The organism is Mesorhizobium sp. INR15 (assembly GCF_015500075.1).
Lineage (GTDB): Bacteria > Pseudomonadota > Alphaproteobacteria > Rhizobiales > Rhizobiaceae > Mesorhizobium.
The window spans coordinates 552486-574453 of record NZ_CP045496.1 but is presented as its reverse complement, the minus strand read 5'-3'; the positions used below and the strand labels follow the sequence as shown (position 1 = coordinate 574453).

At 59.8% G+C, this 21968-nt stretch carries 20 protein-coding genes and 1 tRNA gene; 10 read left to right on the top strand and 11 right to left on the bottom strand.

Annotated elements, in window-relative coordinates:
* Window positions 1–81: 81 nt before the first annotated feature.
* Both GA829_RS02660 and GA829_RS02655 read left to right on the top strand, forming a co-directional pair.
* A complete protein-coding gene (locus GA829_RS02660; protein WP_195177035.1) occupies window positions 82–1569 on the top strand; it encodes a sensor histidine kinase in 1488 nt (495 codons plus the stop codon).
* 234 nt (window positions 1570–1803) lie between these two features.
* Window positions 1804–1880: transfer RNA gene (locus GA829_RS02655), tRNA-Arg, on the top strand.
* A gap of 33 nt (window positions 1881–1913) precedes the next feature.
* Here GA829_RS02655 and GA829_RS02650 read toward each other — a convergent pair.
* Window positions 1914–2369 (bottom strand): hypothetical protein, encoded by a 456-nt coding sequence (locus GA829_RS02650; RefSeq protein WP_258052108.1) that lies wholly within the window; start codon window positions 2367–2369, stop codon window positions 1914–1916.
* A 326-nt stretch (window positions 2370–2695) separates the two neighbouring features.
* On the opposite strand from GA829_RS02650, the gene GA829_RS02645 reads away from it, so the two are divergent.
* A complete protein-coding gene (locus GA829_RS02645; protein WP_095788505.1) occupies window positions 2696–2893 on the top strand; it encodes a helix-turn-helix domain-containing protein in 198 nt (65 codons plus the stop codon).
* A gap of 580 nt (window positions 2894–3473) precedes the next feature.
* Here GA829_RS02645 and GA829_RS02640 read toward each other — a convergent pair.
* From GA829_RS02640 to istA, 3 genes are all read right to left on the bottom strand, one after another.
* Window positions 3474–4097 (bottom strand): TetR/AcrR family transcriptional regulator, encoded by a 624-nt coding sequence (locus GA829_RS02640; RefSeq protein WP_195177034.1) that lies wholly within the window; start codon window positions 4095–4097, stop codon window positions 3474–3476.
* A gap of 126 nt (window positions 4098–4223) precedes the next feature.
* Window positions 4224–5036: an IS21-like element helper ATPase IstB gene (gene istB, locus GA829_RS02635; protein ID WP_195177033.1), complete on the bottom strand. Its 813-nt coding sequence runs from the start codon at window positions 5034–5036 to the stop codon at window positions 4224–4226.
* The gene (istA, locus tag GA829_RS02630) at window positions 5026–6555 is read right to left on the bottom strand and encodes an IS21 family transposase (protein WP_195179495.1); all 1530 of its coding nucleotides are present in this window, start codon (window positions 6553–6555) and stop codon (window positions 5026–5028) included. The genes istB and istA overlap by 11 nt, the downstream gene beginning before the upstream one ends.
* Window positions 6556–6605: 50 nt before the next feature.
* Here istA and GA829_RS02625 point away from each other — a divergent pair, with 50 nt between their 5' ends.
* Together GA829_RS02625 and GA829_RS02620 are read left to right on the top strand one after the other, a co-directional pair.
* Complete coding sequence (locus tag GA829_RS02625; protein WP_195177032.1) at window positions 6606–8024, top strand: hypothetical protein; 1419 nt, start codon at window positions 6606–6608, stop codon at window positions 8022–8024.
* A complete protein-coding gene (locus GA829_RS02620; protein ID WP_195177031.1) occupies window positions 8021–8896 on the top strand; it encodes an ATP-binding protein in 876 nt (291 codons plus the stop codon). Before GA829_RS02625 ends, GA829_RS02620 begins: the two co-directional genes overlap by 4 nt.
* A 286-nt stretch (window positions 8897–9182) precedes the next feature.
* Here GA829_RS02620 and GA829_RS02615 read toward each other — a convergent pair whose 3' ends face one another.
* A complete protein-coding gene (locus GA829_RS02615) occupies window positions 9183–10628 on the bottom strand; it encodes a tyrosine-type recombinase/integrase (RefSeq protein ID WP_195177030.1) in 1446 nt (481 codons plus the stop codon).
* Window positions 10629–10888: 260 nt separating this feature from the next.
* On the opposite strand from GA829_RS02615, the gene GA829_RS02610 reads away from it, so the two are divergent.
* The gene (locus GA829_RS02610; protein WP_258052107.1) at window positions 10889–11140 is read left to right on the top strand and encodes an MAPEG family protein; all 252 of its coding nucleotides are present in this window, start codon (window positions 10889–10891) and stop codon (window positions 11138–11140) included.
* 31 nt (window positions 11141–11171) lie between these two features.
* On the opposite strand, the gene GA829_RS02605 is transcribed toward GA829_RS02610, so the two are convergent.
* From GA829_RS02605 to GA829_RS02595, 3 genes are all read right to left on the bottom strand, one after another.
* Window positions 11172–11582, bottom strand: coding sequence for a cyclophilin-like fold protein (locus GA829_RS02605; protein WP_195177029.1), 411 nt, complete (start codon window positions 11580–11582; stop codon window positions 11172–11174).
* A gap of 70 nt (window positions 11583–11652) precedes the next feature.
* Window positions 11653–12747: an alpha/beta hydrolase gene (locus GA829_RS02600; RefSeq protein WP_195177028.1), complete on the bottom strand. Its 1095-nt coding sequence runs from the start codon at window positions 12745–12747 to the stop codon at window positions 11653–11655.
* A 47-nt stretch (window positions 12748–12794) separates the two neighbouring features.
* Window positions 12795–13994 (bottom strand): MFS transporter, encoded by a 1200-nt coding sequence (locus GA829_RS02595; RefSeq protein ID WP_195177027.1) that lies wholly within the window; start codon window positions 13992–13994, stop codon window positions 12795–12797.
* A 134-nt stretch (window positions 13995–14128) separates the two neighbouring features.
* Between GA829_RS02595 and GA829_RS02590 the strand changes: the two genes are divergently transcribed.
* Window positions 14129–15022, top strand: a complete 894-nt coding sequence (locus GA829_RS02590) for a LysR family transcriptional regulator (RefSeq protein ID WP_195177026.1) — start codon at window positions 14129–14131, stop codon at window positions 15020–15022.
* 278 nt (window positions 15023–15300) lie between these two features.
* On the opposite strand, the gene GA829_RS02585 is transcribed toward GA829_RS02590, so the two are convergent.
* Together GA829_RS02585 and GA829_RS02580 are read right to left on the bottom strand one after the other, a co-directional pair.
* On the bottom strand, window positions 15301–16110 hold the full coding sequence (locus GA829_RS02585) for an MBL fold metallo-hydrolase (RefSeq protein WP_195177025.1): 810 nt from the start codon (window positions 16108–16110) through the stop codon (window positions 15301–15303).
* Between the two features lie 46 nt (window positions 16111–16156).
* A complete protein-coding gene (locus GA829_RS02580) occupies window positions 16157–16525 on the bottom strand; it encodes a nuclear transport factor 2 family protein (RefSeq protein ID WP_195177024.1) in 369 nt (122 codons plus the stop codon).
* Window positions 16526–16700: 175 nt separating this feature from the next.
* On the opposite strand from GA829_RS02580, the gene GA829_RS02575 reads away from it, so the two are divergent.
* Window positions 16701–17600 (top strand): LysR family transcriptional regulator, encoded by a 900-nt coding sequence (locus GA829_RS02575; RefSeq protein WP_195177023.1) that lies wholly within the window; start codon window positions 16701–16703, stop codon window positions 17598–17600.
* A 28-nt stretch (window positions 17601–17628) separates the two neighbouring features.
* Here GA829_RS02575 and GA829_RS02570 read toward each other — a convergent pair whose 3' ends face one another.
* Complete coding sequence (locus GA829_RS02570; RefSeq protein WP_195177022.1) at window positions 17629–18762, bottom strand: LacI family DNA-binding transcriptional regulator; 1134 nt, start codon at window positions 18760–18762, stop codon at window positions 17629–17631.
* 574 nt (window positions 18763–19336) lie between these two features.
* On the opposite strand from GA829_RS02570, the gene GA829_RS02565 reads away from it, so the two are divergent.
* Window positions 19337–20299 carry a sugar-binding protein gene (locus GA829_RS02565; protein WP_195177021.1) on the top strand — a complete coding sequence of 321 codons (963 nt, stop codon included), beginning with the start codon at window positions 19337–19339 and terminating at the stop codon, window positions 20297–20299.
* Window positions 20300–20414: 115 nt separating this feature from the next.
* The gene (locus tag GA829_RS02560; RefSeq protein WP_195179493.1) at window positions 20415–21965 is read left to right on the top strand and encodes a sugar ABC transporter ATP-binding protein; all 1551 of its coding nucleotides are present in this window, start codon (window positions 20415–20417) and stop codon (window positions 21963–21965) included.
* Window positions 21966–21968 lie beyond the last annotated feature (3 nt).

Genomic DNA, 21968 nt, shown 5'->3' with positions numbered 1-21968 from the left:
CTCCGACGAAGGATGAAATTGGCAAAAAAGCCGTAATCGCCTAATCTGCGTTGATCAAGTGATTGTGAAGATAACAGCCGCATGAGCGAAACCATACAAGGCGACGAAAGGATCAGTACGGCGACCGCCGCCGCGCGGACCGTGCCGCTGTCCCGCGGCCTGTCGACAAAATTGCTGCTGCTCACCATCGTCTTCGTGCTCCTGGCCGAGGTGCTCATCTTCCTGCCCTGGATCGCCAGCTACCGGGTGAGCTGGCTGAAGGAGCGGCTCAGCACCGCCGCGGCCGTGTCGATCGTTCTGGTGCAGGGTGAACCGACATCGCTATCGCGCGCGGCGCAGAACGACGTGCTGATGGCGATCGGCGCCAAGGCGATCGCCGTGCGCGACGGCGGCGTCTCACGGCTTCTGGTGGTGGCCGAAATGCCGCCGCAGGTCGACGAACACATCGATATTGCCAGCATCGGCATGGTCAAGGGCATGACCGGCGCGCTGGACACGCTGTTTTTCGGCGGCAAGCGCATGCTGCGCGTCTTCGGGCCGGTCGGCGACAGTGACAAGGAGTTCGAGCTGATCATGCCGGACTACAGTCTGCGCAATGCCATGCTTGTCTATTCGCGCAACGTCGCCTTCGTCTCGCTGCTGATCTCGCTGTTCACCGCGATGCTGGTCTATGCCGCGATCGACCTGATCATGATCGGGCCGATCAGGACCATGACGCGCTCCATGCTATCCTTCTCCGAGGCGCCCGACGATCCTGGCCGCATCATCCGTCCCGCCGCCCGCGCCGATGAGATCGGCGTCGCCGAGCGCGAGCTGTCGCAGATGCAGGAGCGCCTGCAAAAGATGCTGTCCGAGCAGAAGCATCTCGCCGACCTCGGGCTCGCGGTGTCGAAGATCAACCACGACATGCGCAACATCCTAGCCTCGGCGCAGCTGATGTCGGACCGTTTGCGTCTCGTGAAAGACCCGACGGTGCAGGCATTCGCGCCGAAACTGCTGCGCGCGCTCGATCGCGCGGTGTCCTATTCGGAAGGCGTGCTTGCCTATGGCCGCACCCAGGAGCCGCCGCCATCGCGCCGTCGTCTCAGGCTGCGCCAGCTGGTCGAGGACGTCCACGGCCTGCTCGACACCGAAGGCGGCATCGAATTCGTCAATGCGGTCGATCTGACGTTCGAGGTGGATGCTGATTCCGAGCAGCTGTTCCGGGTGTTGACCAATCTGTGCCGCAATGCGGTTCAGGCGATGGCGGCGGATATTGAAAGCGCCGTGGTGCGCCGGCTGGCTGTCTCGGCCGAAAGGCTGGGCAGCGTCTGCCGTATTGTCGTCACCGACACCGGCCCCGGCCTGCCGCCAAAGGCGCGCGAGAACCTGTTCGCGGCCTTCCGTGGTTCGGCCCGCAGCGGCGGCACCGGCCTTGGCCTGGCGATCGCGCATGAATTGATCCGCGCCCATGGCGGCACGGTCGAACTGGTCGAATCGATCGGCGGGCGCACGACATTCGCGGTCACCATTCCCGACCAGCCCGTCCGGCTCGATCACGCCCGCAGCGGCCTGCGCCGACCAGCCTGACGGCCGAACGCGGCCCAATCGTCCTTTGCCGGGTCAGGATCGGCATCGCCTTGCAGCCGGACAACCGCGAAGGATCGTGCTGGTTTGATGCGCCAATTGCCGGCTGACGCATCGACAGCAAAACTTTTGCCGGATCGGCTTGCTTTTCGCAAATTCAGTCGCTAGTGAACACCTCATATTCGCGGCCGGTCATCGGGATCGGTTCGCGGGGCCATGGAAAACATGGCCTGTTGCGCGCCCGTAGCTCAGCTGGATAGAGCACCAGACTACGAATCTGGGGGTCAGGAGTTCGAATCTCTTCGGGCGCGCCATTTCATCCAATTGATTTCTCTCAGTTTTTTGACCTATCGGGCGCGTCGGCGCCGGCTTGATTTTGAAAATTCAGCCGGTTTTTCAGCCGGTTTTGGAAAAATGGATGCTTCCGCAAACTGTGTCGCAGCTTGGCGTACATGAGTCGTGGCCTTTTCCACCTCTAGCGGCTCTACAAGCTGGGTTGCCTGTTTCAGATGCCTCGCTACATCAGCGCGGGTGGCGGAGCGGTCCGACTGGTAGAGCGGCAAATCGCCCGTGATAGCTTTTAAGTCGCGCACTACTGAAGCGATGTGTGGCCAAGGGAAATCGGTCGGGTCGCCAATATCCCGGTCCGCTCCGACTATCACTTCCAACTTGGCCAAGATCCCAGCCAGGGACAAAGCTGCCACATCTGGAAGCGCATCCTGAAGTTTGAGCGCCTCGGTCACAGCTAAGACTTCGGCCTCCTGAGCGACAGCATATTGACGGAGGCCGTCCAGTTCGGTCACCCGAACGGGCTCTGTCTGTTCCCCCGTGGTCAATACCTGAATTCCGGTATTGCTGATAGTTCTCGTCTCCAACCGCTGCTGCACCCTGCAAAGTACCAGAGACGTATGTTGAGCCCGATGCCATGCGGCCCACAGGGTGAGAGCAGGGTCATGTCTTGTCGCTGTTAATGACGCCATCTTGAATTCCTCCAATTCGGCACGGCGATGTCGTATCTGAATTTAAGATAACTGGAAATCAGATATAATTGAAGCCCTCATCTGGAACCGGATGAGGCAAATCTTTGGTGAAAACGCTCGGGACGCACCGCCACCAGTCCTTGATCGCTATGCTGATTGAAAAGCGTGAGGCTAGTGGATTTACACAGACCGAGCTTGCCGCGAGGCTCGGCGAATATCAGTCATTTGTAGCACGGCTCGAAAGCGGCCAACGCCGCGTCGACGTGGTCGAATTCATCGATCTGGCGAAAATCCTGGGGTTCGATCCTTCTGCAGCCATCAAGCGCTTGGCAGCAGAACCAAACTGAATCGTAGCTCGGACCTTCCGAGCTGCTCGCGAGCGCGCCATTCAACAGCGCTGTAGCGAGCGGCTGCTTCGCGCCTCCATGCGGTCGTTTCAGGCGCAAGCGATACTCCCTAATAGCAGACATAAATCACGACTAGCCGAAGGCAATGTGGAGAGTGAGGCTTCGGGCGTGACTCGAGCCGAATTTCGATCCCGAGGCGGCGGAAAGACCGCGGTGGCGTCCACTTCCGCAAGAGCTTCTCAACGATCTCAGGGTCGAAATTTCGCGTCTCGAAAGGATATGGGGCAAGCGCCCATTTCTTCGTCGCGACGCTTCGAAGAAGGTCAACTCCGCCTACGGTCCTCGAACTGTACGATTTGTCCTGATACCACGCTCCAAATCCTTACTGTCCGCACTGCCCAGGTTGAGGCTGATCTGTTACCCGGCGGCATAGCTCGGAAACCTGAAAGGCGTCGATCATGGTACGGATGCGCGCACGACGATATGTGCGCTGGGGACCTTCGCATTGAAGATAGGACACGAAAATCGACTTCGGTCGGGGCGGGCAGTGCAGCGGCCAATGGGGTAGATTGCGCCGCGACTATTGCAGATATCCGACCACTAGGCGGGTGGTTTCGTCGATGAACGTTCCGGTCGCTTCATTCGAGAGCCTTTTGGAGCTGTGCAACACCGCAGTGTGCGCCAGCGCCTCGATCGAAGTCACGCACACGAAGGCTGCAAGCCCAAGATCGGCCACGCGCAGCTCGTTGCTGTGATCTTCTAGATAGGTCTTGAATAGGGCATGGGCTTCGCGATTGAAGGCTTCGACGCTTTCAAGGCGCCCTGTACGCGGGATCTGCTCGGCAAGTACACGGTGCAGCTTGGGGTCGATGCGATGCGCCTCGATCGCCACGGCGACAAGTCTGCGCACCGCTCGATCGACCGGCAGCGACGCGACCTCGGCAAACGCCCCACGCACGACCTGCATGATCTCCCGGTTGTGACGATCGATGACGGCGGCGACTAGCGCCTCCTTGCCGGGGTAATATTGATAAAGCGAGCCGACGCTCACCCCTGCTTCTTCTGCGATCCGGTTGGTGCTTGCCTTGTCGAAACCTTCCCTGATCAAAATGCGAGCGGTCGCTTCAACAAGCGCGTCAACCGTCGCGCGTGATCTCTCCTGAGACGCGTCCTTCCTTGGATTCGTGAGCAGCTTGGGTGCCATGTTCCTGTCGTTTCCAATGCGAGTAGACAATTGTGAGCTATCGCTCGCATTATGTCCACCAATGCTTTCGATGTTGATTTTCACTGAGAACTGACCCGGCATTTCCACCGAGATTTGACCCGCCTCTCATGTATGTTTCGGTTCGGGGTTGAGGGTCAAGGTTCTGGCTTTCTCCTTCGCTTTTTTGGGTTCGTGTGCGGAGCTGTTCTTGAAGCGGAAGCTGTCGTTTCCGGTTTCCAGGATGTGGCAATGATGGGTGAGCCTGTCGAGAAGGGCGGTTGTCATCTTGGCGTCGCCGAAGACACTCGCCCACTCGCTGAAGCTGAGGTTTGTTGTGATGATGACGCTGGTGCGCTCGTAGAGTTTGCTCAGCAGATGGAAGAGCAATGCTCCACCTGATGCACTGAACGGCAGATAGCCAAGTTCGTCCAAGATCACGAGATCGGAATGCACGAGGCGATTGGCGATCTGGCCGGATCTCCCCTGAGCTTTCTCCTGTTCCAGCGCATTGACCAGTTCGACCGTCGAGAAGAAGCGAACCCGCTTGTGATGATGCTCGATGGCCTGCACGCCAAGCGCGGTGGCAATATGGGTCTTGCCTGTGCCGGGGCCGCCGACCAGCACAATGTTGTGGGCCTCATCGACGAACTCGCAACGATGAAGCTGCCGCACGAGTGCCTCGTTGATCTCGCTGCTGGCGAAGTCAAAGCCGTTGAGATCGCGATAGGCTGGAAAGCGTGCGATCTTGAGCTGATAGGCTGTCGATCTGACCTCGCGTTCCGCCGTCTCGGCCTTGAGCAGTTGCGAAAGGATCGGAATGGCGGCTTCAAACGCTGGCGCTCCCTGTTCGGTGAGTTCGCCCACAGCTTGCGCCATGCCGTGCATCTTCAGGCTCCGGAGCATGATGACGATTGCGCCGCTGGCAGGGTTATGACGCATGGCGCACCTCCAGGGCCTTCCTCAAAGCATCGTAGCGTTCGACATTTGCTTTCGGCTCATTGGTGAGCGTCAAAGCCTGGGGGGCGCTGATGGTCGGGGGCGTGAGCGATTTGCCGTCGACGAGCCGATGGAGAAGGTTGAGCACATGGGTCTTGGTTGGAACACCGGCTTCCAACGCCATCTCCACGGCCAGGAGCACGGCCTGCTCGTCGTGTTGCAGGACAAGTGCCAGGATCTCGACCATCTCGCGATCGCCGCCCGGCTTCTTGAGCAAATGCTGCTGCAAATTCCTGAATGCATCGGGAAGTTCAGCAAACGGTGCTCCGTTGCGGAGGGCGCCTGGCTTGCGCTGTACGACCGCGAGATAGTGCCGCCAGTCATAGACCGTCTGTCCGGGCCGATCATGCGATCGATCGATGATGCGGCGATGCTCGCACACGATTAGCCCCTCCGCGGCGACAACGACACGATCTGGATAGACCCGAAGGCTCACGGGCCGATTGGCAAACGACGCCGGAACGCTGTAGCGGTTGCGCTCCAGATGCACGAGGCAGGTTGGAGAGACCCGCTTGGTGTATTCGACAAAGCCGTCGAAGAGACGGGACGCCGGCATGAGAGCCTGGGCTTCCTCGGCCCAGATATCGGCAATGGTGCCGCGCATTTTTCCATGCGGGGTCTTGTGCCAAAACTCTTGGCATCGAAGCTCCAGCCAGTCGTTCAGGGCTTCCAGGGATGGAAAGCGTGGAATCGGTTGAAAGAACCGGTGACGCGCATCCTGCACATTCTTCTCGACCTGTCCCTTCTCCCAGCCAGAGGCCGGATTGCAGAACTCAGGCTCGTAGAGGTAGTGGCTGGCCATGGCCATGAAGCGGACATTGACGTCGCGCTCCTTGCCGTGGCCGACCTTGTCGATCGCTGTGCGCATATTGTCGTAGATGCCGCGCCGGGGAACGCCGCCAAAGACACGGAAGGCATGATTATGGGCGTCGAACAGCATCTCATGCGTCTGCAACAGATAGGCCCGGACGATAAAGGCCCTGGAGTAGCTGAGCTTGGTATGCGCCACCTGCAGCTTGGTGCGTTCATGGCCGATGATCGCCCAGTCCTCGGACCAGTCGAACTGGAACGCTTCACCAGGATCGAACGAAAGCGGCACGAATGTCCCGCGTCCAGTCGTTTGTAATTCCCTCTGCAGATCAGCCTTCCACTCCCGAGCGAAAGCCGCAACACGACCGTATGACCCCTCATAGCCAAGGCTCAGCAGATCGGCATGAAGCTGCTTGATCGTGCGTTTCTGTTTGCGGTTCTTGTTGGCCTCCGTCCTCAGCCAGGCTGACAAGCGGTCGGCAAATGCGTCAAGCCTGCTCGGCCGCTCTGGAGCCTTGAACTTCGGCTCCACCTCGTCCACCCGTAGATATTTGCGCACCGTATTCCGAGACAGGCCGGTCCTGCGGCTAATCTCTCGGATCGATAAATGTTCTCGATAATGCCAGCGTCGGATCACGCTCAATAATGCCATGTCGATCACTCCGTAATCCCCGCTGAAAAAACGCAGGGTAAGGGTCAAACATGGGTCAATTCTCGGTGGAAATATCCTGGGTTGCCGGGTCAGTTCTCAGTGGCAATCAACAGGGCGTGATTTCAGAAGCCAAAATACGGGCAATGGCCCTAGTTCTCTACATAGCGATCTTACTGGTTGTTCAAGGTTTGTTTGTCGACAGCGGACTGAGGCCGAATGAAAACGCTATCTGGCTCTATGGCGGGATCGCGAGTCTTTTGTTTGGCAGCCGTATTTTGAATCCCTATTTTACGCCGCCGTCCGGCGCGCTCATAAACGGTGTAACGGCGCTACTCACCTTAGTATCGGCGATACCCGTAGTGCTCCCTTGGACACCTGAGGCTTACATCCTCGGGGCCACTATCGGCTTCTGCGCCAGCGTCGCCTTGGTCTCGATCCTGCTTTTGACATTCCGCCCTCCGTTGGGCGAGGAACCCTCTACCGTGTGGCGAGTATTTGAACGGGCGGTGATCGGTCTAGGCAGCCCCAACATCATCTTCGGCCTATTAATCACATCGGCAGTCTGGCTCTTCCACCGCGATGCGCCGGTTGAGGTGTTTGCGATCCTCACCACCTTCATCATCATCACCGTGTTTCAGCCGCTCGAAGCGCTGACGAAGTATGTCATGTGGTTCCTAGAAAGGCCGAAGCGCATCAACCGGGCTGATCTGATTGGATCGGTGGCTGCCTATCAATCGCCCGGAATTGTTCTCGTGCGACAGGCTGAGGCTCAGACGATCACTCGGGGAACGCCAATGGTGATTTCTGACCAGCATGGTCCGCCACAACTAGGTGTGGCTCTCAACTATGTGGGGCGGGATGAAGGCAACTTGCTCCGGGTATTGACCACGTCGTTACCAAAGCGACTTGGGGCCCTCTACGATGGTAGCTCAATAGGATCCAGCGGAATGGCCGTCTCTATAGCCGTGACAGACGAGGACAAGGCCGACATTCGAGTTCTACAGTGGATCGACCGACTTTGCGGTATCGTCGATACTGAGACCAGCCCGGAATACCTTCAGTTTGAGGTTATCAACGAAGCTAATCTGGCTGAGGGCTCCCTCGCTGAGGTGCGTATTGGAGACCACCAGCGCGTCATCTATCAGGTAGTGGACGGTGTGACCCGCGATGAGGTTGTTCAACAGAAGAACAAGTACGGATATGCCCGGGCGAAAGCCCGTAAGATTGGCAAATGGGATGATGAAGGGCGTCGGTTCCGACCGGTTCCATGGATGCCCCGAATGAATGCTCCCGTGTTCCTGCTCGAGAACCTAGACGGCGGTCTGGCGGATGACTGCGTTGGGCATTTTCCAGCTACCCCATATGGAGTCCGCCTGGATCCGTCCGAGTGTGTGACGCACAACACCGCGATCCTCGGCATTCTGGGCGTGGGCAAGAGCTACCTTGCCATTGGCTTGTCGAAAGGATGATCGCTCAGGGCATCAAGGTCCTTTGTCTCGACCTCACTAATCAATATGAGCAGTTGCTCTCAGATTTTCTCGACCCTTCTTATGAGGAGAAAAAGCGCGGTGAATTGATTACTGCCGGCAAGGGCGGGAAGCCGCATAAAAGTCGCGAACTCGGCGGCTCTCGAAACGAGTTCAAGAAGGTGGTCCTCGAACAGATGAAGGAGTTTGTCTCAGAGGTCGATGACCACTACCTCCGCGTATTCAATCCGGCTCAATTCCGTGTCACAAAACAGGTGTCTTTTCTCGACAAAAACGACGATTCTGAGCTGGCCCGGCTAACACCTTCTGAAATCACGTCAATTTTCACTGACGCTGCGCTGATTGCGTGTCAGGAGTTGGGTATGACCGACCGCGCGCGGTTGTGCCTCGTCTACGAGGAGGCGCACTCGCTTGTCCCGGAGTGGAATTCAGTCGCTGCAGAGGGCGACAAGATGGCGACCGCCACGAGCGCTCGCGCCATTCTCCAGGGACGAAAATACGGTCTTGGCTGCCTGCTCATCACCCAGCGAACTGCCAACGTAACCAAAACTATCCTTAATCAATGCAACACCATCTTCGCGATGCGCACGTTCGATGATACTGGCAAAGACTTCCTAGGCAACTACATCGGCTCGGATTACGCTGCAATCCTTCCCTCAATGCAACCCCGCCACGCTATCGTGTTCGGCAAGGCCTCCTCGTGCGAAAATCCGGTCCTGATCCGCTTGAATGACCAGGATGCTTTTCGTGGCCGGTTTAGGCCAGGAAATCCACCACGGCGGCCAGAACCGATCCCTGTTCCCGAGGTTGCGGCGGCTGAAGGGGGTGCAGAACTTCCGACCTACACCGTGTAAAGATAGCGCTCCGCGCGACCTGAAACTTGTGGCAGGTTGCGCGGATTTGGACCGCGTCCGTGAACGCCTTAACGAGGCGCATGACTTTCACTTGCCCTTGCCCCTGGTCTTACACCGATACAGGCCATTACGCCCAACACCGTAGGAAATATCGCGGGGTTTCCGAGTGGGGGGAAAGGCGATAGGGCTCTCCTGACTCGAACACCCTGATAGGCGACCAACCGATGCCTAGATGGATCATCCGAACGATGAGCTGCCGAGGTCCCCGTGGCTCTCCAGAACTCGCTCAAAAGTTCAGGTTGAATGTCGCGGTCGAGGCCGCTCGCCTTTGAGCCAGATCCCCTCTTTCCAATGCAGCATCGCGCAGAGCGCTGCTCCCTTCCCGCTTGGCGGCGTCGATTGCTTTATGCGCCGCATATGGACCAAGCCATGAGCGAATTGTTGCGTCCTTAGTGGTCATATTGCCCACGCCGCTGAACATCGTGTTGCTGATGGCTTGTTGTTGCGCACGAAGGTGATCTTCAAGCAGCTTGTGCCGCGAAATATACCCGGCATTCACGCCGGGGATGGAGTGGTTCATCAGCAGTCGTGCGTCGAACTCGGAGACGCCCGCCGGGGTCGCAAGCGTTCTAAACGTCTGGCGTAAGTCATTGCCCCGCTTTGCAAGAACGTCTCGATTTTCTTTCTGTTCGGCCAGATGGCCGCTATCACTGTCCGCCGTGAAGAGCCAGTTATCGGCTTCGGAGGGATAGAAATGGCGGGCAAAGCGGATCGCGCGCACAAGGCAGAGGATCATCTGGCGCGACAACGGGATGTCGAAGGCACGGTCTGCGCCACCCTTGGGCCGAGGAATATGCAGTGTGCGGCGTCGCAGATCCAGATGCTGCGGCTGTGCCTCCATCAGCGCCGTTGGCCGGCACCCGGAAAGCAGAGAGAACAGGTGGAATTCTCGCCTGATAGGATTCTGCAGCGCGGCGACTTGATGGAACCAATGGGACAGATCGTCGAGCCCCATTGCTGTGCTACGCCGTTTCTCTGAATTCCAATCCACGATGCTTGCCGGGTTATCGGCGGGGAGATAGCGATGGGCCCTGCGCGCATGATTGTAGACTGCGCGCAAGGTCCGCATGCTGCCGTTAGCGATGTAGGGGCCGTGCTCTTTGGTGATCTCGTCATGCCTGGTGATAACTTTGGCCGGGTCCTCAGCGAGCTCCTGCAAGGGCGTATCTCGCCAATCCTTGAAGAGTCGCTCAATATGGTCGCGGTAGCCCTCGATCGTACCGTCGCTTCGGCCCTTCCGGATCAGGTGTGCATCGCGATAACGCTCCCATGCTCGGCTCAAGGTGACCCCTTTGGGTGCTGCATCCGCCTGTTGATCCAACTGTAGCGTCGGATTGTCCCGAGACACACTGGCACTGCCTAGTTGCTCGGTCGGCAAGTCCGGTTTCGGATCCGGGTGTTCCCCCTTGGAAATCTGCGCGAGGTATGTCTTTGCTGTTGCGCGAGCCTCACGAGTAGACATCGTCTCCGCGTAGCCAATCCGTACTGAGATCGATGCAACGCGCTTGCCATCCTTCCGCAGGTCTCCTTGAACGGCGAATGTCTTGCTCCGCCTGCCGACGATGACGTGGAACCCTTTAAGCTGGGTGTCGCGGGCGCGATACTGCCCCGAACCAGGCGCCTTAAGGTCGCTGACCGCCCTGTCGTTGATGAGGATACGGATGTCGGCCATAGCGCGGCTCCTGCAAGTCTAGTGGATATCGGCCAAAATATTCAGCCGGTTTTTCAGCCGGTTTTAGACTCTCATAGGATAGGCCGCCGCGTCTACGCCAAAATTCGCAGGTTTTCGCAACTAACTGAAATTATAGATGCATTTAAATTTATGGGGAACAATTGGATATGCTCGGCGAATCACGAAAGTAAACTACGAATCTGGGGGTCAGGAGTTCGAATCTCTTCGGGCGCGCCAAATACCGCCGGTTGCCCTCCACATTGCTTATCCGGGCGCAAGGCAACTTCATCGAGTATGTGCCGCTCGGCGTGACCACCCTTGGCCTGGTCGAGACTCGAGCCGCGCCAGCTTGGATCGTCATTCCTTTCGGCGCGATCCTTGTGATCGGACGCGTTCTGCATGCGTTCGGTATGCTGACAGCGTCGGGGCCTGTGCGCGGTTTTGGTATCCTCACATATTTGGCGTTGCTAGGCGCCGCAGGACGGCTGATTGCAGCCGTCGGGTTCGTGTGACCTGGCTGATCACGCCCAGTTGTTTCCAGCTTCAGTCAGAACGTTCAATTCTTACCGTGACTGGACCGGGACGATCAAATATCGACAGACCGCCAGTCGCTTTTCCGAGCACAATGATGCCGGGCGAAGGGACGCGACCATTCCGATAATAGATCACGAAATGATCCGAACTCCACAGCCCAATCGTGCCGGCCGAGAAGTCGCGCTGCCGTGACTGTTCCGGCAGCGTGGCCGGTAGATTGCCGGTCTTTTCCTGACGAAGATGGTCGCTCATCTCAATGGTAAGGGGCAACATCCGAGCCAAGGCGTTTGCGGCTTCGTTATCGGCAAGATCGGCTATGACCTCGCCCCAGTCCGATGAAATACGAATGCGCTCCTGAGCCACGGCGGTTCCCTCCATTGCCACTGTGAGAGCAGCGGCGCTCAGCAATAATTTCAGCATGCGGCCATCTCTTTTTATCCTAACCTGTTCAGAGAGAGCCTGCCCGACAGGGCGGGCTCTCTCTCGCCACTTACGCAGCGAGGTGCTGATTGAAGAAACTGGTCAGCTTGTCGAACGGGATCACCTCCACCTTGTCGTAAAGGTCCGTGTGGCTGGCGCCGGGGACGATCACAAGTTCCTTGGGCTCCGCTGCTGCCGCAAAGGCGGTCTCGCTGAAGTAGCGCGAGTGGGCGTTTTCGCCGTGGATGAACAGGACCGGGCGCGGCGAGATTTCCGAAATATAGGTCAGGATCGGCATGTTCATGAACGACAACGGCGTGGTCTGCGTCCAGGAGTTGCCTGAGTTGGCTGCACGCACATGGTACCCGCGCGGCGTCATGTAATAGTCGTGGTAGTCGACCAGGAACCGCGCCTCGCCGCCCTTGAGTTCGTTGTAGGGTGGTTGATACGCCGGAGTTCCGTTCGCGGCGTCTTCCCAACGCTGATGGCTCAGTTGCTCCAGCGCCTGCGAGCGCTGTTCGAGGGTCACGCTGTCATTGTAGCCCTTCGACATGAGACGTGTCATGTCGTACATGGTGCTGGCGGCAACGGCCTTGACGCGCTTGTCGGCAGCTACGGCGTTCAACGCCATGCCACCCCAGCCGCAGATGCCGATGACGCCGATGCGCTCGCGGTCCACGGAAGCATGCAGGCCGAGATAGTCCACCCCCGCCATGAAATCCTCGGTGTTGATGTCTGGCGACGCGACGTTGCGGGGCTCACCGCCGCTTTCGCCGGTAAAGGACGGATCGAAAGCCAGCGTGACGAAGCCGCGCTCGGCCATTGTCTGCGCATAGAGGCCCGAGGACTGTTCCTTGACAGCGCCGAACGGGCCGCTGACGACAATGGCCGGCAGGCGGTTAGCGGCGCGGTCCTTCGGCAGATACAGATCGGCCGTCAGGGTGATGCCGTAGCGGTTCTTGAACGTGACCTTCTCGTGATCGACGCTCTCGCTGCGCGGAAAGACCTTATCCCATTCGTCTGACATATTCTGAGCCTTTGCTTGGGGGGTGTTGAACATCGAAACTACGCCGAATGCGGCGGCGCCTGCGCCGGTCAGCTTCAGAAGCTCGCGCCGGTGAATGAGGTGAGTCGACGAGTTCGTTTCAGAGGTATCCGTAGGCATTTGTCGGTCTCCTGCTTGGTTTGGAATGAGCCTTTTGATTGGATGACCTATGTCTGCGAGCGATCGGGCTTGAGCAGCCGCTGCCCACTGCCGATGAGGCTGATTGCGAGACCGGCGAGAACCACACTGCCGGTGAAGGTCGCCATGATTGTCAGACCGTCCAGAAGCAGCCCGCCAATGACCGCGCCCAGCAGGATCGAGGCCTGGATCGCCGCCACCATCAGGCTGCCGGCAGCCTCGGGCGCATCGGCCGCGTTCTGCGACATCCATGTCATCCAGATGACCGACATGGCGGTGTTCATCGCGCCCCAAAGAGCAAGGAATAAGCCGGCCGCGGCGACCGAGCCGCCGAGAAGCAGAAGTCCCAGCGTGCAGCCGCCCATCAGTAGCGCCGGCAGCCGCAGCAGCGGTGCCACATTGCCGCTCACGAAACGACCCGCTGCCCAGGTGCCAACGAAACCGGCGCAGCCCAGTACGAGCAGAAGGATCGAGAGTGTCCCCACGGCCACGCCTGTCACCTGCTCCAGGAACGGACGCAGATAGGTGAACATGGTGAAAGCGGAGCCCCAGGATAGCATCGCCGCAACCAAGCCGCGCAGGAAGTAAGGGCGCTTGAGCAGATCGACCATGGTCCGGAAGTCTTGGCGCTGGCTTGCGGGCAGTGACGGCAGCGCCACTATATGCCAGACCAGATTGCCGGCCACGATCGGCGTCAGCGCCCAAAACACCGCGCGCCAGCCGAACATGTCTCCCAGATAGCTGCCTATCGGCGCCGCGAAGGCCGCCGCGATGGCCTGCCCGCCATACATCAAGGCGAGCGCGCGCGGAACGTCGTTTTCGGGAACCAGCCGCATGATGACAGCCGTGGCCAACGCCCAGAACCCGCCTATGCAGATTCCGAGCAGCGCGCGGCCGATCATGAGCACCGCGAAATTCGGCGCGGCCGCCACCAAAATCAGTGACAGCAACATCAGAGCGGTCATCGCGACCAGGACCCATTTCCGGTTCAGCGTCCCAGCGGCGGTGGTGATCATCATGCTGGCCGCGACCGCGAAGAGGCCGCTGATCGAAATTGCCTGCCCGGTCTGTCCGGTCGTTGCGTGTAGCCCTTGCGCCATCGGGGTAAGCAGGCTGACTGGCATGAATTCCGAGGCGATTAGCATCGCCACGCAGAGCGCCATCGAGAGAACCGCGCCCCAGGCGGCGTCCGGTTTGCTGCCCGCATCTGTTGTGAAGGCAATCGCCACGTTCGTTCGCTCCTGCTGAATTGTTGCAGTGCAAACCTAGTCGTTTTGCCATAAAACGATTACCCATCGAAATCGGCATGAACTAATCGACTGGGCCGAATAATGTGCCGCAGGAAGGCAAACGAAGGAACGCCATGGCCAAAACCGACCTTAATCAACTGACGTGGTTTCAGGCCGTTGCCGAGGAGCGCAGCTTCACCAAGGCGGCGGCAAGGCTCGGCGTGGCGCAATCGACGCTCAGCCACGCGATCAAACAGCTCGAAGCGCGAATGGGCATACGCCTCCTGAGCCGCACCACGCGCAATGTCGCGACGACCGCCGCAGGAGAGCGGTTGTTACAGACGATCGCTCCGCGCATCGGCGAAATCGAGGACGAGATCGCCGCGCTGATGGCGTTCCGTGACAAGCCCTCGGGCTCGATCAGGCTGACGCTTTCCGACCACGCGCTTGAAAGCGTGGTTTGGCCCAAGCTGAAGCCGGTCCTCAGCGCCTATCCCGATATCGGTGTCGAACTGATCCTGGACAGCACGTTCCGCAACATCGTCGAGGAGGGCTTCGACGCGGGCGTCCGGCTGGGGGAGAGCGTCGAGAAGGACATGATCGCGGTCCGAATTGGTCCGGACTGGCGTTTGGTGGCCGTGGCTTCTCCCGCATATCTCGATGCGCATGGCGTGCCTGGGCATCCGCAAGATCTGGTCAGACACATTTGCATCAACATGCGTCACGAGACCGCCGGGGGCCTATATGCCTGGGAATTTGAGAAGGATGGCCAGGCACTGCGCGTCAGGGTGAACGGACAACTGACCTTCAACAATTCCTACGCGATGATCGATGCCGCTGCGAGCGGCTACGGCATCGCCTATGTCCCCGAAAACATTGTGGCGCAGCACATCGCTTCGGGCCTGCTAGTGCAGGTGCTCGATGATTGGTCTCCGTTCTTCGACGGCTATTTCCTCTACTATCCGAGCCGCCGTCAGAATCTTCCGGCGTTCAAGGTCATAGTCGATGCGCTACGACATCGGAGCTGAAGGGATATTTGTCCGTATGGGCCGTGCGGTTTGGCCGACGATCCAGCCAGAACCCTGATCGATTGCGCTGGTTTCAGGCTTCGTGGGGTAGTCGGCTGAGATTCCCTTCGTGGGCCGGCTGCGCTTCTGGCAGTCGTCTTGCATCTCGCAGTAATGGCCTAGGGTCGTTTGGCGGCCATCGCCACGCGTGCCGATCCAGGACGTTCCGTCCAGCAGGCGCTGTAAAATGCCTTGCTGCAGCGGAGCATGATGTCTGAAGCAAATTCAGCACCCGGCGACTATGCGGCCGGGATGAACCCGTATCCACGCCCCGCTTTGACTATTCTGCCGATGCCTGGTCGTCCCAGGTGAGCGCCGGCCAGCCACACCTGTGCGTCGGCCGCTTCCTGGAGCAGCCTGATCCGGCTATCCCGTGCCATCGTCTCGTCAGCGTCATAGGCCCAGGTGAGCTCTGGACGGGCAAATTGTGCGGCAGGAACGTGGATCAGGTCGCCGCAGAAGAGGATGTCGTCCTCGCCGGTGCTGAGCAGATAACCCATATGGCCCGGAGCATGCCCGGGGATCGCCACCGCGAGCAAGTGATCGACGGGTCGGTCTCCTGCGCGAATTGGGGCCAGGAGGGGACGAAAATCCGCCAATCGCGGCTCGGCGAGGAATTCGGCAACGGCGTCCTCCCCGATCACGATCTTGCTCAGGTTCCCGAATGTTCGCCGCCCGTCAGGCGTAAGAAGACCATTGATGTGGTCGCCATGGGCATGGGTGAGGGCAACCACCGAGATGGAGGATGTATCGATGCCCGCCTCGGCCATGGCCTCCTCGAGGTGGCCCATGGACGGCTCCCAGCTTCCACCCGCACCACAATCTATCAGGATGCGATCGCTACCGGCGCGATCGAGCAGAAAGCAGTTGACCGACAACCGAACGAGCGGCTCTTCCTGCGGAGGCGACACTGCCTGCCTGCCTGTTTTTCCGTTCCGATACCTGAGCAATCGGGCCGGCAGGTCGACATATCCATCGCAGAGCGACCAAACCTTCGACGATCCCGAGACGCAGGCCATGGTGTTGGCGCTTTGAGACAGAACCTTCATGGGCAACCTGCAGGCGGGTGATTCAATTTTATGCGCGGCACCGCCCTTACGTCTTCGAAGTCATCACCTTCTGAACGATCTTCCAGTTTCCGTTGACCTTCAGGCAGGACAGCAGGTCCGTGAACTTGCGTGGCGGTACCTGCAATTTCAACTTCACAAGCGCGAGGTCTCTCTCGACGTCGATTGAAAGTATATGGTCGTCACGCTCTGCTCCCATCTGTTTTGGAGCGGTCGTGCTGCGGACGGCGGCCAGCCACGCCGCGACCGGTGTCACGCCCACATCGCCGTCGTCGGCGACTTTCGTCACCGAACACAAGGGATGAAGTATGGAGGCAAACTTCTCGGCATCCATTTCATAGGCGGCATCAAAATAGGCCTGCGCCAGCGTGCGCAAGGCGCGAACATCGGTATCCATGGCAACCTCGTTGTTTGTCCAGCCGTTCCACGCCCGGCGATCCCGCGACGCGCGCCAGGCAGGCCGAAGCGTGGTGAAAGGCGAATAGCGCCAATCTCGTCAGTCGAACCTAGGGCAAGGGCATTTATGAGACTAGCCGTCTTGCATGGGATGGCATCATGAGCAAAATTCATCAATGATGGGAAACGAACTGAATGAACTCGCCGCGTTTGCAGTCGTCGCCAGCGAGCGGAGCTTTACACGCGCCGCAGCGAAGCTGGGCGTCTCTCAATCCGCTCTGAGCCACACGATCCGGAGGCTTGAGCAGCGGCTGGAGCTGCAGCTTCTTGCCCGGACGACCAAGAGCGTCGCGCCAACCGCCGCGGGCGCGGCGCTTTTGAAAGACCTGTCTCCGGCGCTTGAGCAAATCACGCGTGCGCTGGATAAGGCCCTAAGCGTTCGCCACCTGCCTGCGGGGCGCCTCAGGCTCGTGATGTCACGATCGGCCGCGGCGATGGTCCTGTTGCCGCGGCTCACGGACTTCGCCGAGGCCTACCCTGACATCGTTCTTGATGTCGTCACGGTCACTGGCCCCGTGGACCTTGTCGCGGGCGAGTTCGACGCTGGCATTCAGCTCGGCGAATATATTCAAAAGGATATGATCGCGGTTCGCGTCACGCAGGAGTTGCGTCTGGCGGTCGTGGGATCGCCCGGCTATTTTGCGTCACGAAGCATTCCCCGCAGGCCCAGGGATCTGAACGATCATCGCTGTCTGAACCTGCGCCTTCCCAGTGGTCCGTATCGATGGGAGTTTGAGCAGGGAGGCAAGGCGGTCACGGTCGGCGTGAATGGCCCGCTGACAATCGACGATACCAACCTGGTGATTCAGGCGGCGCTCGCCGGAGCCGGCCTTGGGCTCGCCTATGAAGAGCAGGTAGCGGAGCATATTGCGGAGCGCCGCCTTGTCCGAGTGCTCGAGGACTGGACGCCCGCCATTCCCGGCTTCTTCATGTATTACCCCAGTCGCCACCATCAGCCCGCTGCGCTGACCGCGCTTGTAAACGCACTGCGATGCCCTCAAAAAGCGGGCCGTTGACCGGCGCGCTGCCGGTCTTGGCTTGATATCAAGCGTGCGGCGAAGCTGACGGCCCGGCCAGAATGCTGACCGATTCCCGCTCGACCAGCGGGCATTCGAGTTTGGTGATGGGATAGCGCCCTCGGCCAGGCGGTGCCGGCGCTTCAAGCTGCTCGATCGCCCATTGTCCCATCGCCATATGCGGCAGGATCGATGTCGTGAGCGGCGGGAACAGGTGGCGGGCGATTTCCTCGTCATCGTAGCCGATGACGGAAATATCCCCAGGAATGTGCAATCCGGCTTCCTTGAGCGCCTCGTAGCAGCCAATGGCGGTGCGGTCGTTCTGGCAGAATATGGCCGTCGGCCGGTCCTTGAGCGCCAGAAGCTTCACCGTTGCCGCATAGCCGGCGCTGGCCGACCAGTCGCCTTCGACGACCAGATCGGCGTCGAAAGGGATATCGGCTGTCGCCAGCGCCCGCCGATAACCCTTGAGCCGGTCTTGCGCCGCCTGCATCCACGGCTCACCGGTGATGGTGCCGATGCGGCGGTGGCCATGATTGATCAGATGGCGGGTGGAGCTCTGGCCGCCGGCGATCTCGCTCGGCACCACGGCGGGGAAGGCATAGTCGGCCGTGTAGCAGTTGAGCAGGATGACCGGGATGTCGAGACCATAGAGATAGTCGGGCGCGACGATCTCGCGGGTGAAGATCGTCATGTAGATCAGCGCCGAGATGCCGCGATTGGTCAGCGCCGAAATGGCGCGCGGCTCCATGACGGAATCGCCAAGCGTCTGCGCCACAAGAAGGACATTGCCTGCATTCCATGAAGCCTGCCTGGCGCCTTCGATGGCGACGACGGCCTCGGGACTGGTTGCCAACTGGTCGACGGCAAAACCGATGACGCCGTCCAGGCCTTCGAAGGCTGGCACGGGGCCTTGCAAGGCGGAAAAGGCCGGTGGCGAATAGCCGAGCGAACGCGCCGCCTCGATCACCCGTTCGCGGGTCTGCTGCGACAGCCTGATGCCGGCGGTATTGTTGAGGACGAACGACACCGTCGCTTGCGAGCAGCCGGCCGCCCTGGCGATGTCGGTCATGGTGACCCGGCCCTTGGCGGTCTTGGTTGGCGCCTTGCGGCGCTTCGATGTCTCGGCGGCAGGATCGCGCGGATCCGTCGGTTCACTCATGGCGTCATGTTCCCCATCCCTGGCCCTGTGTTTAGACAGAGGCCGCTGGCACGGCAAGTTCGATCAGAGCCGGGCGGTTTATGGAGTTGCAAGCTTTGATGATAATTATTATCAGCTTTGAGAAAGGCTCCGCCTGATCTGAGTACCAGCCGACAGGCCTCTCCGAAGAGCCGAATTTCAATAAAATGCGTGGCTATCGCGCAGCTCGAGCGATGGCGCCCGAGCCGACTTGTGCTCCGCGTCACATTCAGTTCAGTGATCCTCCCGATCAAGAAACTAATACTATTTACTAATATCGGGAAGGCCTATAATGTCAAATCGTCATATGCGGCTCGGGTCGATCCGGATGTGGTGAGCAGGCTAGGCATGATGCGCGCTGCCGGCGGACGATAGCCGAAAAGAGGTCATTCCTGCCAATCAAATGTCAGACAAATCAGATTATTTACGAGCGCCGAATGAGTCTGTAAGGTCAAGGTCGTGACTGGAAGCTTCCGGGAGGAGGTCGAAGCCACATCGGCGAATTCTGCTCAAGCGAAATGTCAAACCGGCGAAAATGCCAAACGGGAGGTTGAACATGAAATCTGTCATTCGAAATGCGTCCGTCGCCGCTGCAGCGCTGCTGCTCGGCCTGTCGGCCACGGCAATCGCGCGCGCCGACGACAAGCCGACGCTGGCCTTTGTCGTCAACGGCGCTTCCGATTTCTGGAAGGCCGCTGAAGCCGGCGTCAAGAAGGCGCAGGGCGAGCTGCCCAACTACAATCTGGAGCTGAAATATCCCGAGCAGTCGTCGGTCGCCATTCAGCAGCGCCTGATGGACGATCTGGTCACCGCCGGCGTCAAGGGCATCATGGTCTCGGCGGTCGATCCCAAGACCTCGACGGATGGCCTGAACAAGATCGCCTCGGAAACCGCGCTGTTCACCACTGACAGCGATGCACCGCAGACCAAGCGCGTTGCCTATATCGGCTCGTCCAACGTCGATGCCGGCAAGCAGGCGGCTGAAATCGCCAAGAAGGCAATGCCAAATGGCGGCAAGTGCCTCGGCTTCGTCGGCCTGCTTGGCGCAGACAATGCCAAGGAGCGCATCCAGGGCATGAAGGACGGTCTCGCCGGCACCAAGATCGAACTAGTCGACGTTCGCGGCGACGACATCGATCAGGCCCGCGCCAAGAAGAACGTCGAGGACGCGCTGGTCGCCAGCCCCGACGTGACCTGCATGGTCGGCTTCTATTCCTACAACACGCCGCGCATCTATGAAGCGCTGCGCGATGCCGGCAAGCTCGGCTCGATCACCGTCGTCGGCTTCGATGACGATCCGATCACGCTGGGCGGCGTCAAGGAAGGCACCATTGCCGCCACCGTCGTGCAGCAGCCCTTCGAATGGGCCTATCAGGGCATGAAGCTGATGGCAGCCTATCTCGGCGGCGACAAGTCGGGCATCCCGGCCGGCAACCTGATCATCATCCCCACCAAGATCATCGGCAAGGATGACGTCGACGCCTATGCCGCCAACCTGAAGGCGATGGCTGGAAACTAAGACCACAGGCAGTTCCGCCGGCTCAAGTTCGCTTGAGCCGGCGGTTCACATTGACGAACCCGGCAAGGGTCGTCAGTCTGCGGACGGGTCAGTTCGCCAACCGCTGTCAGGGATGATGAATTATTCCGACACCTCCATTGCCGCATCCGCTATAGCTCCGTTCCTCAGCCTCGAGAACGTGCGCAAGACCTATCCGGGTGTCGTCGCGCTCGACGGTTTTTCCATGGATGTCAGGCCGGGCGAGGTCATCGGCCTCGTTGGCGAAAACGGCGCCGGCAAATCGACGCTGATGAAGATCCTCGGCGGCGTCACCACGCCGGACACCGGGGTGATCACGGTCGACGGCACGGCCCACAAGGGGCTGAGCGTCGAAGGCAGCCTGGGTTCGGGCATCGCCTTCGTCCACCAGGAACTCAACCTGTTTGAAAATCTCGATGTCGCCGCCAATATCTTCTTTGGCCGTGAGCCGCTGCGTGCCGGACCGCTGAAACTCGTCGACCGCACGAAGCTGCGCGAGATGGTGGCGCCGCTTTTGAAGCGTGTCGGCGCTAATTTCTCCGCCGACACGGCCGTAGCGGATCTCTCGCTCGCCCAGCAGCAGATGGTCGAAATCGCCAAGGCGCTGTCGATCAAGGCAAGGCTGGTCATCCTCGACGAGCCGACGTCCAGCCTGCCCATTGCCGAAACCGACAAGCTTCTCGATGTCATCGCGGCGTTAAAGGCGGACGGCATCAGCGTCATCTTCATTTCGCACCGTCTGCACGAGATCGAGCGGGTGGCCGACCGCGTCGTCGTGCTGCGCGACGGCATGCTTGCCGGCACGCTGCAGAAGAACGCCATCAACCACGACCAGATGGTCAAGCTGATGATCGGCCGCATGCTGAAGGAGAGGGAGAAGGCCGCGGAATCGGCGCGTGAGCCCGGCGCTGTCGCCCTGTCGGCTAACGCCATCCGCACCGCTGCCTATCCCGATCGGCCGGTCGCTCTCGATATCAGGCACGGCGAAATTCTCGGGCTCGCCGGGCTGGTTGGCTCCGGGCGAACTGAGCTGGCGCGCGTCTTTTTCGGCATCGACAAAAGCTTTGGCGGCGCCCTGAAGCTGGATGGGAAAGACCTTGTCTTGAACTCGGCGGCCGACGCGGTCGCCAATGGCATCTTTCTGGTCCCGGAAGACCGCAAGCTGACCGGCATCCTGCTGGACCTGTCGATCGCGCAGAACATCTCCCTGCCCAACCTGCCGGCGCATGCCCGCCATTCGCTGGTCTCGGCGAGCGCCGAATTGGCCACCGCCGAGAAGCAGAAAATCAATCTCGGCATCAAGGCGCCTTCGGTGCAAACGCGCACCGGCACCCTGTCGGGCGGCAATCAGCAGAAGGTCGTGCTCGGCAAGTGGCTGGCCATGAACCCCAAGGTGATGATCCTCGACGAGCCGACGCGCGGCATCGACATCGGCGCCAAGGCCGAGATTTACCGGCTGATGCGTGCGCTGGCCGACGCCGGCGTCGCCGTGCTGATGATCTCCAGCGACATGGAAGAGGTGATCGGCGTCTCGGACCGTATCGCCGTCATGCATGAAGGCCAGATCTCGGGGATTCTCGACAAGGAAAATTTCAGCCAGGAAAACGTGCTGTTGCTGGCGGTCGGCAAGCCGGCGAACCGGCCATAGCGG